The organism is Phenylobacterium montanum, from assembly GCF_018135625.1.
In the GTDB taxonomy this organism is placed as follows: domain Bacteria; phylum Pseudomonadota; class Alphaproteobacteria; order Caulobacterales; family Caulobacteraceae; genus Poindextera; species Poindextera montana.
Window position 1 is genome coordinate 2,920,622 of sequence record NZ_CP073078.1, and the last position, 12,782, is coordinate 2,933,403.

The 12,782-nt window shown below is 63.9% G+C and carries 11 protein-coding genes and 1 tRNA gene; 4 read left to right on the top strand and 8 right to left on the bottom strand.

The features are described from left to right. Positions 1 to 23: 23 nt before the first annotated feature. Positions 24 to 1,376: a glycosyltransferase family 4 protein gene (locus KCG34_RS13080; protein ID WP_211936092.1), complete on the top strand. Its 1,353-nt coding sequence runs from the start codon at positions 24 to 26 to the stop codon at positions 1,374 to 1,376. A gap of 5 nt (positions 1,377 to 1,381) precedes the next feature. Here KCG34_RS13080 and KCG34_RS13085 read toward each other — a convergent pair whose 3' ends face one another. From KCG34_RS13085 to KCG34_RS13100, 4 genes are read right to left on the bottom strand one after another with little or no spacing between them, the layout of a single operon-like run. Continuing rightward, positions 1,382 to 2,020: a GNAT family N-acetyltransferase gene (locus tag KCG34_RS13085; protein ID WP_211936093.1), complete on the bottom strand. Its 639-nt coding sequence runs from the start codon at positions 2,018 to 2,020 to the stop codon at positions 1,382 to 1,384. 46 nt (positions 2,021 to 2,066) lie between these two features. Continuing rightward, positions 2,067 to 2,642 carry a demethoxyubiquinone hydroxylase family protein gene (locus KCG34_RS13090; protein WP_211936094.1) on the bottom strand — a complete coding sequence of 192 codons (576 nt, stop codon included), beginning with the start codon at positions 2,640 to 2,642 and terminating at the stop codon, positions 2,067 to 2,069. Continuing rightward, positions 2,635 to 3,150 (bottom strand): disulfide bond formation protein B, encoded by a 516-nt coding sequence (locus KCG34_RS13095; protein ID WP_211936095.1) that lies wholly within the window; start codon positions 3,148 to 3,150, stop codon positions 2,635 to 2,637. The genes KCG34_RS13090 and KCG34_RS13095 overlap by 8 nt, the downstream gene beginning before the upstream one ends. A gap of 58 nt (positions 3,151 to 3,208) precedes the next feature. Beyond that, a complete protein-coding gene (locus KCG34_RS13100) occupies positions 3,209 to 3,796 on the bottom strand; it encodes a YqaA family protein (protein ID WP_211936096.1) in 588 nt (195 codons plus the stop codon). An 87-nt stretch (positions 3,797 to 3,883) separates the two neighbouring features. On the opposite strand from KCG34_RS13100, the gene KCG34_RS13105 reads away from it, so the two are divergent. Both KCG34_RS13105 and KCG34_RS13110 read left to right on the top strand, forming a co-directional pair. Next, positions 3,884 to 4,159, top strand: a complete 276-nt coding sequence (locus tag KCG34_RS13105) for a hypothetical protein (protein ID WP_211936097.1) — start codon at positions 3,884 to 3,886, stop codon at positions 4,157 to 4,159. Between the two features lie 391 nt (positions 4,160 to 4,550). Further along, a tRNA-Leu gene (locus tag KCG34_RS13110) sits at positions 4,551 to 4,635 on the top strand. 163 nt (positions 4,636 to 4,798) lie between these two features. On the opposite strand, the gene KCG34_RS13115 is transcribed toward KCG34_RS13110, so the two are convergent. The 3 genes from KCG34_RS13115 to KCG34_RS13125 form a co-directional block, all read right to left on the bottom strand. After that, entirely contained in the window at positions 4,799 to 5,326 is a 528-nt protein-coding gene (locus KCG34_RS13115) for a helix-turn-helix transcriptional regulator (RefSeq protein ID WP_211936098.1), read from the bottom strand. 80 nt (positions 5,327 to 5,406) lie between these two features. Then, positions 5,407 to 7,338: a hypothetical protein gene (locus KCG34_RS25895; RefSeq protein ID WP_249138015.1), complete on the bottom strand. Its 1,932-nt coding sequence runs from the start codon at positions 7,336 to 7,338 to the stop codon at positions 5,407 to 5,409. 403 nt (positions 7,339 to 7,741) lie between these two features. Beyond that, positions 7,742 to 8,026, bottom strand: a complete 285-nt coding sequence (locus KCG34_RS13125) for a nucleotidyl transferase AbiEii/AbiGii toxin family protein (protein WP_211936099.1) — start codon at positions 8,024 to 8,026, stop codon at positions 7,742 to 7,744. A 138-nt stretch (positions 8,027 to 8,164) separates the two neighbouring features. Here KCG34_RS13125 and KCG34_RS13130 point away from each other — a divergent pair, with 138 nt between their 5' ends. Further along, a complete protein-coding gene (locus KCG34_RS13130; protein WP_211936100.1) occupies positions 8,165 to 10,036 on the top strand; it encodes a hypothetical protein in 1,872 nt (623 codons plus the stop codon). Between the two features lie 195 nt (positions 10,037 to 10,231). Here KCG34_RS13130 and KCG34_RS13135 read toward each other — a convergent pair whose 3' ends face one another. Beyond that, positions 10,232 to 12,778, bottom strand: coding sequence for a hypothetical protein (locus tag KCG34_RS13135; protein WP_211936101.1), 2,547 nt, complete (start codon positions 12,776 to 12,778; stop codon positions 10,232 to 10,234). Between the last annotated feature and the right edge of the window lie 4 nt (positions 12,779 to 12,782).

Sequence of the window (12,782 nt, forward strand, 5' to 3'; positions counted from 1 at the left end):
GGCGGCAATCTCGAAAGGATTGGATGGTCCATCTGGGCGCTGAACAGGGGATGGGCGCGATTGTCGACACGAAGGCCGCGCGGGCCGACGGGGTTGAGCAGGCCCGTGCGCCCACCTCCCTGGGCGCGGCGGCCGGTGCGCGCATGAGCGAAGCCGGCAGGAAGGCCTCCGGCCCCAAGCTGGCCCTGGTCTGGACCCGCAACCTGGACGGCGAACCCATGGCCGGGCGCCTGCGCGTGGCCCACGCCATCCGCGCGGCCCTGAAGCCCTGCGCCGAACTGATGAGCTTCCGTCTGCCTTCGGTGGTCACCGACCGCAACCTGCGCCGCATCATCGGCGCCGGCCTGGCCCTGGCGGGCAGCTGGCTGCGCGGCCAGCCCCTGCCGATCCAGTGCGCCATCTTCGCCGCCGGCCGGGACCTGAGGGCCATGAGCAAGGCCATCCCCGAGGACGTTGAGACGGTCTATCTGGACGGCATCCGCTGCTATGGCCTGCTGCGTCTCCTGCGCCGCCAGCGGCCGAACCAGCGCATCGTGGTCGATTTCGACGACCTGATGTCGCGGCGCATGGAGCTCCTGCTCGCAGCCGGCGAGCCCCTGTCGCCGGGCTACATGACCCAGCGCCTGCCGCCCTTCCTGCGCCGCCTGGCGACCAGCAGCGCCATCGGCCGCACCATCGTGCTCTACGAGTACCTGACGCTGAAGGCGCTGGAGCGCAAGGTGCTGACCCTGGCCGACACCATCGTCCTGCTGTCGTCCGAAGACGCCGCCGCCCTGGACGCCATCCGCGCCCTGACCCCAGGCGCGCGGGCCGAGATCGCCACCGTGCCGCCCTCGGTCGACCTGGCCGAGGCCAAGCGGATGACCGAACCCCTGCGGTTCATCTTCGTCGGCACCGACGCCCTGACTCAGAACCGCCTCACCATCGACTACCTCCTGGACCTGTGGCGGCGGCGAAACATCGCCGCGCCCCTGGCCATTTTCGGCCATCAGGTGCGCGGCGTGTCCCTGCCGCCCAACGTGACCACCCCGGGCTATGTCAATAGCCTGGACGAGATCTATGACGGGCGCAGCGTGATGCTGACGCCCTCCTTCCTGCGCGGCGGCATCAAGACCAAGGTCCTGGAAGCGTTCAGCTTCGGCGCGCCGGTGATCGGCAACAACCAGACCTTCGAGTCCATGCCGGTGGGCGCCTACCCGCTGCGCATCAACGACGAGCCCGAACTGGTCGCCATCCTGCGCGACCCCGACGGCCACCTGGCCATGCTGCAGGCCGCGGCCGACCAGGGCCGGGCCTATGTGCAGAGCCACCACGCCCCGGCCGTGTTCGCCGGCCGCTGGCGCCAATTGATGGGCGTGCCGACTCCGGCGGAATAACCGCCTCAGAGCGGACTTTGCGGCTCGCGCCACATGGCCCAGTTCTTCGGCGCATCGGGCCGGGGATGGAACTCCGCCGTCACCTCGAACCCATGGCGCGAATAGAGCCGCACATTGGCCTCGGTCGCCGTCTCCAGATAGGCAGGCCGGCGCGACGCATCAAGCCGCGCCGTGCGGGCCCGCAGCAGGCGCGAGCCGATCCCGTGCCCCTGCGCCTCTGGCGTGACCCCCAGGAAGAACAGGTAGTCGTGCGCCCGGTCGGTGGGGTGCAGCCGGTCCATCGCCGCGCGCATGGCCGCCAGCCGGCCGAAGCGGTCCCAGCCGGTCAGGGCCAAGAGCGTCGGCAGGGCCATCAGCTCGCGAACCAGCGGCGTCGGCCCCAGCCGCTCCGAGGCCATCCACACGGCCGCGGCCCCGCCCATCGGCGGGCGCTCGATCTCGCCGACGCCATAGACCAGCTCGCGCAGGATAAAGCGGAAGAAGCGCCCGCGGGCCTCGTCCCGCCGCGCGTCGGGCCGGCTGAACCAGTCGAACATGGGGTCGGCGGCGAAGGCCGCGGCCAGGTCGGCCGCCACCCCGTTCAGCGCCTGCTTGCCCGCGACCTCGGGCGCCTCGGCCCCCCGCCGCATCGCTTCGAAATCCAAACCGCCCCTCCCCCCGAACGGGCCAGCCTTGTCGCGCGGCCGGCCTCTATAGTTTCTCGCTGATCTTGATCGCGGCCCGGCAACCGGCGCGGATCACCGCGGCCAGCACCGGATAGGCCGCCGCCTCGCGCGCGCCCTCCTCCCGGGCGATGTCGCGGTGGGCCAGCTCCTCCTCGCGGAAGCGGGCCAGGTCGGCGGCCAGCGCCGGCTCGTGCGCCTCCAGCTCGGCGATCTGGCCGGCATAGTGCTCCTCGATGACCGTCTCCACCGCCTCGGTGCAGGCATGGGCGGCCTTTTCGCCCATCAGGGCCGTGCCGGCGCCCAGGGCGAAGCCGGCCAGCCGCCACAGGGGCGCCATCAGGGTCGGGCGCACCCGCCGCTCGGTCAACAGCCGGTCGAAGGCGGCCAGGTGCTCGGCCTCGTGCCCCTCCATCTCCTGCAGCTGGAAGGCGATGCGGTCCTTGCCCGGGGCGCGGTTCAACACCGCCCGCTGGCCGCGATAGATGTGCACCGCGCCCAGTTCGCCCGCATGATCGACGCGCAGGATCTCGCCCAGCCGCGTGCGCTCGCCGCCCGGACCGGGGCGCGGCGGAATCGGGGTCTTGGCGGCGGCCTCAGTCACGGGCCAGCGCCTTGACGGCGGCCAGGCCGGAGAAGCCGGCGAAGATCAGCGAGGCCAGCACGTTCCAGCCGGCCATGGACAGGCCCAGCATGCGCCAGGCCGCCTCGTCGCAGCGCGGCGCCGCCACCTTGGCCCCGTGCATCAGGGCCTGCAGCGAGGCGAGGCTGGCCTTGCCCCCGCCGCCCGAACAGGCCTGGGGCCCGGGCCACCATTTCCACTCCGCGCCGGCGTGATAGGCGGCGATCCCGGCGCCCCAGAGAAAGATCAGGGCCAGGGCGGCCAGCACCAGGGGCTTCAACCGCGCGCCCGGCGGGGCCAGGCTGACCGCAAGGCCGGCGCCGGAAACCCCCAGCGCCCACCAGTAGACCTCGCGCTGGCGCAGGCAGAGGGTGCAGGGCGCCAGGCCGCCAAAGGTCTGGAAGGCGTGGGCGATCGCCAGCATGGCCGCCGAGGCCAGGAAGGCCAGCACCAGCCAGTGGCGGACGACAGGACGGGTCAAAGCGGTCATGGCCCAGATATGGCGCGAAATTGCGTCACGCCCAAGGCCCAAGGCTGCGCTTTGCGCCTCACTTCCCCGCGTGGGTCTCGACCAGCTTGAGCAGCACCAGGGCCACCACGATCAGGATGACGCCGGCGATGGCCAGGACGGTCAGGTTGCGGTCGACGAAGTCCTTGGCCTTGGGGTGCTGCATCAGGGCCGCGCCCAGGAAGAAGCGCCCGCCGCGGGTGACCAGCGAGGCGCCGATGAACACCGGCAGGCTGAAATGGGCGATGCCCGAGGCCCAGGTCACCACCATGAACGGCACCGGCGTCAGCCCCTTGATCAGGATCACCGCCAGCCCGACCTTGGCGTAGAGGGCGTTGAAGGCGTCCAGCGCCTGGGCCCGGCCGATGCTGGCCAGGAAATGCCGCGCCCATTCCGAGGCCGTGGCGCCCAGCGCATAGGCCACGCAGCCGCCGGCCACCGAGCCCAGGGTGCACAGGGCGGCGTAGAACCAGGCCCGCTCGCGCCGGGCCAGAACCATGGCCGCCAGCATCACGTCGGGCGGCACGAACGGCGCCACCGCCTCGATGGCGGCGTTGACGGGCAGGGCCAAGGGGGCGTAGCGGCTGGCGGCGAGGCGCATGGCCCACGCATAGAGGGAACGCAGCATTGCGGCTCCGGAAGGGGAAGGGTGGCGGGCTGCTAGCAGACTTCATGCCATACGTCTCGAAAAGCGCGCCGATACGGACCCGATTTGATGACCAGCTTCCCGATCGACCCGGAACTCGAGGCCGCCGCCCAAGAGGAGCTGAAGGCCGCGGCGCGACTGTCGTGGAAGGAACTGTCCGGCCTGATCCCCTGGGGCGACACGTTCGAAGCCTTCGGCCCCGGCGGCGGCGAGCTGATGCTGGAGCGCAGCTATATCTGGCGCGAAGCCCCCGGCGGCGACATCCTGTGCGAAGTGACCGCCTATCGCGGCCCCTCGCGCTACGACCGCGGCGTCAAGGCGAGTTGCGTCATCCGCCGCCCTTGAAAGCGTCGCCCATCCCTTCTCCTCCCCTGTTTCGCGAAGCGACCCGGGGGAGGGGGGCCGCCGCACTATCAGCGCGGTGGTGGAGGGGGCGAACCGGCCGCCCAATGCTCGCGCCTTCCGTTGACGAACCCCGCGCCATGGCTAGAGTGCGCGCCTTCCGCTTCGGGGACCGGCCCAGCCGCCTCCCGCTCGGAGCCCCAGTGGCGAAATGGTAGACGCGGCAGACTCAAAAAGGGTTGTGTCGACCATGCGACATATTGTCGCGAAAGCTGGAAAAAAGTGTTTGATTTTATAGGGTTGCAAAAGTAGGAAATTGACCGTCGAACCGGCCTGAAAACGCTCCAGGTGCATTCCAGGTGCAGTCCGGGAGAGAAGGATCGGCGGCGATAGCGCGGGCGTGGCGGAATTGGCAGACGCGCCGGACTCAAAATCCGGTTCCGAGAGGAGTGTCGGTTCGACCCCGACCGCCCGCACCAACCCCTTTTCGGGGGCAGTCACTTCGAAAAAATCTAATAGCTCGCTCGCGGCCGAGAATCTCCTTTTCGGCGGCGAAGCCAGCACCTCGCGCGGCGAATAAAGCGCCTGATCGCCGCATAATTTGCGGCGAATACGCGGGCGCGCCGCGCGACGAACGTCCAGCTAGCGCCTCGGTCGCCTCTTCGGGGCAGGCGCTTCAGCCGGTGGCGCGGCGTCTCTTGGCCGGGATGCGAGCAACTCGTCGATCTCGGACCTTAGGAATAGCGCGCGCTTTCCGATCTTCACGGTTCGCAACTGGCCATCCTTGGCCATCTTCCAAAGCGTGCTTCGGCTGAGGCCGATCAGGCTTGCGGCTTCGGCGATGCTCATGGCCAGTTTCTCGGGTCGCTTGATCCGCTCCTGAACGCGCAGAATGAGGCGCTCAAGGGCCTCTTCGTCCAGGCCGCCGGACTGCGGCTGCGCGAGCGGCGGCGCCTGAACCTTGAGCGGCAGGCCGGAGACCAGCCGGTCCAGGTCGCGTCGACGCCAACGATGAAGGTCGAGCCCCAGATCGACCGGATGAATGCCAGCCGCCGCGGTTACGACGCCCAGGCTATTTTCATCGAGTGACAGGTAGCGCGCCGCCATTTCCGCCGACATCAGCGCGGGCCAGTCCGGCAGAAGCGTTCCGTTCCATTTTTCAACGGCCATGCGCGGAGCCTTCCATTTTGCTGAGTTGATAAATCGAACGTTCCCAGGCCCCTCGCGGGGCCTGGGCTATGGTCACCGCATCAGGCGGCTTCCCAAACCTTGTTGAGGACCTGGGCGGCCAGGGCGGCCTTGTCCTGCGGCAGGAAGCGGCCGTAGTGGTTGGCCACGGTTTCAGGTGTGTCCTGGATCGCGTAGCTGGCCTGCTCATAGGAGCCGGTCTGCTTGAGGATGTGGGTGGCCAGCACGTCGCGCACATTGTGCGGGCCATGCGGTAGGAGGCCCTTGATCACGCCCCGGCCCGTGAAGGGATTGAAGATCCCGTAGCGTTGGATGATCAGCCGCCAGGCCTCGTAGAAGGTGTGCTGGTCGAAGGCCGCGTTGCGACTGGTCGTCTTCGCCGTCTTGATGAAGAACGTGCCAGGGTCGGCGGCGCCATTGAGGAGCCTACCCCGGTGGACCTTCAGATAGGCCTCTATCTCGGCATAGAGGCCGGCGAGGTCTGGAAGCACGACCCTGAACGGCCTGCCGCTGAAATAGGATGACCCCGCATTTTTGAAGGCGGAGGCGGGGATGAGAACCTCCCAGCCAAGGTCACGCTCGCTCCAGCGCAGCTCACCGCGGCGCAGCGTCTCCAAGGTTCGCTCCGGCGTCGGCGCGCGACCGCGCGGGCAGACCAGGAGCTGGCGAAGGTTTTTCTGGCGAAGGCCGAGATGGAGGCCAAGACGGATGATCAGGAACGACCGTGTAGCCTCGGCGGCGTCGCGTGGGTAGCGCCGGGCGTCGGGCCGGCGCCGCAGGACCTCGTCGGCGATCTTGCGGTACTCCCCGACGGGGCTGTCGGCCTCGAGGATCGGCAGGATCGGCTCGAACGGATCGCGGTGAACGCGCGCCACCCGTTCGATTTCCTTGGCCCGTGTCAGGACGTGACGGTGCAACCGCTCGCACGTGGCGTCCCAATCGGATTGGGCGTCGTGGATCTCTCTGGCGCTCAGGAGTCCCGGGACCGCCTGAAGGCGGCGGGCCAGATCCGGCCGTTGCCGCAGCCAGCCGGTCTCTTTCCGGGTCATGGCCGCCCCAATGAGCAGCTGGTCGACTTCCCAGGACGTATAGAATCCACGCCTCTGTTCCCGCCACTGCACGTACCAGTCCCAGACCTGCGGAAAGACCAGGAGAGCGAAACAGAGCCGAGGAGTGGGCACCCCCCTCCCCTTCACGGCCGAATTCGGCGATGCGGTCAGAGCGCCAAATAGAAGGCCCAGGTGTTCGACCTTCTGGGCGGCCGTCTCGCTCCCCCAGACGCCCTGCCGCTGAAAGCCGATGTCGGTCAGGGTGCTGGTCTTGAAGCGGAGGAGTTCACTCATCTCCTGGTCAAGGCGCGCTGGCGCGGGGACCGCGCCATAGCGCCAATCCAGGTCAACATCTGAGAGTTCCGAAGGGTCGCTGTCCTCTCCGTCCAGGCCAGCTGTCGACTGGCGGGCCGTGGCGGCCGTCCCTGAGAATCTGAGGCCGAAGCGCTGCTTGACGGCGCTGGCGTGATAGCGGCGATACTCAGTCGTCCCCGAGATGATGTTCGTTCGCACCCAATCCAGGATTTTATCGCGTTCGGCTCGCGGGCGCTTGTTGAAATCATCCGGCAGATGCCAGGCTAGACGCCTGCTCTCCGCAGCTTCGACGCCTGGAAGATTGTATCCTACCGCGGCCCGCGCCGGGTGGGGCTGCTTCGCCTGAAAGTAGCCCGGCGGCAGTCGGTATCGTCGCTCGATCGCCTTGAGGATGGACAAGCTTTCAAGGGATCGCGGCGCCTTCGTGCCGGAACGCCAGGTCTTCAGCGACGAAAGCTCCAGGGCGAAGCCCTGGCTGACCAGCGTCTTGTGCAATCGATATGTCGTGTCGGCATGCCGGCGCATGTGCAGGTCCAGCGCGTCGGCGAGACCCTTTGGATCTTCCCAAACCTCCCAGAGCGCTTCCGGAAATTCGACAATCGGGTCCGGCTTGCGTCCCCGGTGGTTCATGCGCCCCTTCTGGCTGGCGCGCTTTTGGGAATGGCGATCTGAACCGGTTGCGGCCGGCTTGGACTTCGAAGGCATGAGGCTTGGAACTCGTCAATGAAACCGCCGCGACTGTGCGGCAGCCTCTTTGACGGCCAATGCAAGGCCTACCTCAATGCGAACTGCTGACCATCAGATGTTGGGTCACCTCGCGGGCTCACGCAACGCGAAGCTCGCCAAGCAAATTCAACGTTGGCGGGTGCTGTCGCCCGGGAAATCGAGCGATAGCCGTCAGCTGATCCACACCCCCTCCGGCCGGCCAACCGCTTTCGAACCCAGTCCCGCTAGCGGCGCTCAGTGTTGGCGGCATGACGAAAGAGATGATTTGCGTCTGGAGTTAGGGGCACGGCTCCGGCGCTAGCGAGATCTACGTGCGCCTGTGAAAGGCCGACCATTGCGTCTGCTTCGCTTCTGCGAAGTCTGCAGTGAACGCCAAAGGCGCCTGAGTCGGCAATGGGGTTTCCCGGCACGCGAATGTGGCCGGTATCGCCGCGGCGAGCACAGGCCCAGCGAAATCGAAGGTGTTGGCGATCGCCCAGAGATCGAAGAAGTCCTTCATTCGGGAATTGACCATTCCGAGCGCGGCCTCGGCCTGGAACTTCTCAGCCACAACCGTCTCGGGCGGATAGGCGCGGAGCCTCGGCGGTGGCAAGTCGAGCAGAGACGGATATGCCGAGTCGGACCTGTTAGTCTTTGCCGTCCTTGGCCCCCGGTCACTCTTAGTTGAAGTTCGCCATATTGACCTTATGAATGGTTAACCTCATTCTCCGACCGGCAATGGGGGGCGTACATGCGCGCGAACGCCGCCGGTTCGGCATGGAAAATCACTTTATTGGCAGGGTATTCTTGGTGCGCGGCACAGAGCTCCGCCTGCGCAGGGACGGCATCATCGCAAGCGGACTCGTCCGGTGTAGCGACGGCAACATGCCAGTCGCAAACCCAGACCTACTTTGGCACTTCGCTGTGCCTGATAAAGATGGCCGACGTGCCCGCATCCGACCCGGTACAATTTCCTGCCGAGGCGGCATTTCAGGATTACTACGGTTATATCGATCTTCAAAATTACGGATCAATTCAAATTAACGACGCGACAGTGATTGACCACGTTAAGGGCTTAATCGGCGTAAAAGACAATTCCTCAATTTTAATATCGATCGAGATCGATCGCCTATCAAAAGGAAAATCAACAGCCATTGCTACCGTACCAATCTATGGATATTCTGTTCAAAACGGTAATCTCCAATCTGGAGCTGCCCTTTCGCTACACAGCGGAATCATAACCCCCCTCTTCCCCCTTCAAAGCACCGACAACATTGAGCTACATTATAAGGCGTCCATCTACCACAATATCAATTTAGACACTTTGAAAGCGAATATCGCAGCCATTCCAGCTGGAAGCTACGGTTGGCTCTTGTCGCCGATTTCTGACGCGCTACCTTCGGTGGCAAACGCAATCAATGCATCGATCGGACAATCCTATGACATCCCCATAGATGTGAGCCTGGGATACAATTCAACACAATACGCCAAAGCGCGTATCTATACACAAAACAACACCGGGGGTGGGGCGACTGCGACAATAGACGTGATTCTAGAGCATACAAAGACCCTTTTTAAACCATATAAGGCGGAGAGCTATCCTAGATTTGACTCCACCGCACAAATGCAAAATTTGATTACACTCTCTTCATCCGGTTCGACTTTAAGTCAGGTATTCAAGGACGTCGGAGTGCCTGTTGTTGGTGTGCAAATAAGCTCTACGAAGACGACTTTAGGCCTGGGCACCGCTGCAACCGACCCGGCATCGGTTGTCAACAATGCCTGCCAGGTCATCAGAGACGCGTTATCAAATCCGGAATATGTCGTCCTGACCACCTATGATAGGGAGAGAGTGGTTTACGACTACATGTCAAACGCGAACCTAACGGATGGAGAAAGGCAGGCCCGCTGCATTCAATCCAACAGTTGGTCGAGTTATGGTTTTGACATGAAACCATTTCTGCTCGCCGGCACTCAGATCGTTACCCAATCTTCGGCCCAACGAACTGCCAAACCTATGTTCATTGAGTTACAATCTGGCGCGGCCGAAGGCCTAAAATTCAACGATTATACTAATGGAATTTTGTCTGTAAACCAAACGGCGAGTCATGATTTTAAAGTGAGCGTGCAGAGAAAAGTATTGGCGGGTAGCGGTGCAGACAATGCTTGGCTTAACGCCACGTGCCCGGGCGACGACGGCACAGTTTGTGGACTTACCAACACGGTAGCATTCACGGCGCTATCGAAGCTAAAAGCATGTGCCGCGAGTGTCATTTTTAAGAATTTCGATGCCAATGATCCAGCTTATAGCGACTATACCGTGACCCAGCAAAACGGCACCATTGAACAATCTTCCGCTAGCGCGCTCATCATACTCAAGGGCGTAGCGCAGCCCATGTTCGTTCGGATGGAGTTTGACCCATCATCTGGAAATATCAATAGCGTAACCTTTAAGCAAAGAACAAAAGATGAAGAACAAGTAAGAATTGAGACTAAGGACGCAGCGAATGGCACTACAGTGCTGCAATGGGGAAAATTTTCCGGCTCGCCCGACGGGCAGACGTTCTTTGCGTTAGATTCGGTGAAGAACCTAAGCGCTACACCCGTCATCCCGTGTAGTTAGGATGGCTCTATAAGGGCTGAATAGGTCAATGTAACTCCAGTCTGTCGAATTATCAAAGGTGCGGACGACTATCGCCCTGCACCAACTCGCGGTCACTGCCCCGCGTGAATTTCGCCTCGGCACCGACTGCGCCTCGGGTTTGACGGGGATTGCCCCCAACGTTGAGCGCTGCGAACAGCAAGAGGTTCGAGGTCTTTAGGCACTTCCGAGCCGCCGAGGCGGCGGCTGGAGGAGCGGCCGAAAGCGGAACGCAAAGCCGGTGGCGTTCAACCGGCTAATGATTTCGATCGCCTCGTCCGCAGGCCTCCCGTAGTGGCCGGTCAGGACCTCGAAAATCGCCGCGTGCTCATTGCGTAAGCTGGTCGCGAAGATGCCGGTATCATCGCTGCCGACACAAACCGCTGGTCGGTTCGACAGGTCGCTGGTTGCAATTCCGAGCCACCGAAACAAATGATGGTCCGCCAAGCCTCGGTATGCGGCGATACGCACGTTACTAGTAGGCAGTGTCTCAATGACCACACCGGCGCCGTTAGTGTCGCCGAGCACGAGGTCTTGCATGGCGGTCAGGTCCCGCTCGTCCAACTCTGTAGTCTTCACCTCAACGAGTTGGTCCGCTACCACTTGCTCGCGATGGCGCTGGCGAAAAAGGCGAAAAGCGAGCGGGTGCTCGCGGCCGGCTCGAGCTAACCGGCGAAGCTCGTCCTGCCGGCTGGGACTCGCGATGGCCTCGGCTCGGAAATTCGCCGCGGCCGCCGTCGCCATCGCATCCCCAGGCTCGAGGTCGCAGATGCGCTCGAGTTCCAGGAGTTCGAGGATGTCCAGACCGCGTAGGCGCCACGCCTCGTGGAGGAGATGGGGGCCGTGCTCTTCGCCAAGGATTTCGGCCGAGCGACGGGCGATGACGTCGCGCAGATTACTGAGCGCTCGCTCATGTCCGCGGCGCTGAGAGAGGAGCGCATGTGCGAACGTAGCGTTGTCGAGATGCTCACCGCGCGAGATGACCAACCGCTCGCCGGTGCGGCCAAGCCAGAGCGCTGGCGCGATACCCAAGGCTGTCGCGTGTCCCAATCGGTCGCCTGACCCCAGGCCGAGATAGGCGAGCGCCTCAGCCGAAGCACGAATCCCGGAGACCAAATGGATGAAATCCTCGCCTACATGGTATGTCGCGTGCAGGTCGCGGTCGCGTCGCAGACGCCGGAAGATGGGCCCAAAGACTTCAGGGGACGCGTGCAGCTCATTGGCAGCTGCGTCGATGCCGCGCAGGATTTGCGCAGCAAAGGGATGGCGCTGGCGCAGCGCGTGGACGACGTCCGCCTGGCGCGCAAGGTCTGCCCTGAGGGGCCCGTCGCGGCACTCAGGAATCCGGCCCGATGGCGGAGCCAGCTTGCGCTTGATGAAGTGCACCACCAGCGATAGCTCTGAATTATCGCGGCCGGTGGATGGCCCTCCAGCGCAGCCCTCGCCACAAAATTGACCGGTCATGCAGCGCGGTGCCGCACCTCGTAGGCCCCGCGCTTCGCTAAGCCTTGGACACCCGCGAAACCGGAGCCAGCCCTGCGAGATCGAGTCTACCAGTTTGGCCAATTCCTCTACCGAGTTCTTGGGCGCAAGCCGGCCTTCAAGGTGCGTCAAGACTCGGTGTGGCGGGCCTATGTTGAGCTGGCTGAAGCGCTTCTCGTAGGCGCGCTCGAGCCGCTCCCGCACCCCGATAACAGTGTATTTCTGAAACTGGTCGAAGCCGACCTCGTCGACCTGCTGCATTGAAATGCGGCCCACAAGCGTTTGCACTAGCAGATTGAAGTAAAGTCCGAGACCCATGACCTCCTGCAGCGGCCCTGGCTGGGAGGCCGCCGAGAGGCAGGCGAGGAGAAAGGCGCCTTCATCAATCAAGGCGGTGCTTGTGCCCGCCCAAATGGCGGTGACAGGTGGGTCTGACGCCGGGGCTATCGGTTCAAAATCAGCTTCTCGATCGTCGAGCTCGACGTTCATCAGCGTCAATAAGCGCGACATATTGAGGGGCGCTTGACCGCGGTCCTGCGGCTGCCGGAACGCCTCGGCCATCGCGTGCCGCACGCGCCGAGCAGCGCGCAGGCGCCGGAATATTTCGTACGGGGTGAGACCCAGTTCGATCTGATCGTAGAGCTGGCTCGTCAGGCCGTGCGCCCTAATCTGCGCCGCCATCAGCTCATCATGGTACTCCCTTGGATAGCGCACCGCGTCCGCCCAGAGGATGTCAGCCTCGGTCGCCCCATTGAGATGCATGTGCATTTCATTGAGCCCATCCCGCTCGATCAGCGTGGCCAGAAGGGGATTGCTCGGCGAGAGCAGCGCAGTGTCTCCAAGATCATCCGTAAGGCGAGTTCGGGGGTCGTCGTCGCCCGCTATCCGGCCTTCCGCCACGAGAAAGGCCACGATGACGGCAATGGGGGAAATCATTGGTAGCGCTTCCCGCCAATCCTCGAACGTCCCAGCCCGGATGCATAGCTTACCATTCCGGCGCTCGATGAACCGCTCCGCAAGCGCGCTTAAGACGCGCCAGGGCAACGCTGCGACGCTGCTCAGCCGACCCAGTCTGACTTCAAGATAGTTCTTGTAGAAGTGATCCGGCCGATCCACAGCTGACCGCCGCTCGGTGATGAAAATGCGGCGTTTTACACTCTCTAGGTCAGGGACCTCGCCGCCCGCGAATGTCCGGAGCCCGAACGTGTCGGTGAACGCTCGGCGATAGATCAGGGCGCTCATGATG

What these genes read in the sequence shown, in the direction of transcription:
- KCG34_RS13135 (WP_211936101.1), bottom strand. Translation starts at nt 12,778, where the DNA reads ATGAGCGCCCTGATCTATCGCCGAGCGTTCACCGACACGTTCGGGCTC.
- KCG34_RS13105 (WP_211936097.1), top strand. Translation starts at nt 3,884, where the DNA reads ATGACCAGCTTCCCGATCGACCCGGAACTCGAGGCCGCCGCCCAAGAG.
- KCG34_RS13100 (WP_211936096.1), bottom strand. Translation starts at nt 3,796, where the DNA reads ATGCTGCGTTCCCTCTATGCGTGGGCCATGCGCCTCGCCGCCAGCCGC.
- KCG34_RS25895 (WP_249138015.1), bottom strand. Translation starts at nt 7,338, where the DNA reads ATGAACCACCGGGGACGCAAGCCGGACCCGATTGTCGAATTTCCGGAA.
- KCG34_RS13115 (WP_211936098.1), bottom strand. Translation starts at nt 5,326, where the DNA reads ATGGCCGTTGAAAAATGGAACGGAACGCTTCTGCCGGACTGGCCCGCG.
- KCG34_RS13095 (WP_211936095.1), bottom strand. Translation starts at nt 3,150, where the DNA reads ATGACCGCTTTGACCCGTCCTGTCGTCCGCCACTGGCTGGTGCTGGCC.
- KCG34_RS13080 (WP_211936092.1), top strand. Translation starts at nt 24, where the DNA reads ATGGTCCATCTGGGCGCTGAACAGGGGATGGGCGCGATTGTCGACACG.
- KCG34_RS13130 (WP_211936100.1), top strand. Translation starts at nt 8,165, where the DNA reads ATGCGCGCGAACGCCGCCGGTTCGGCATGGAAAATCACTTTATTGGCA.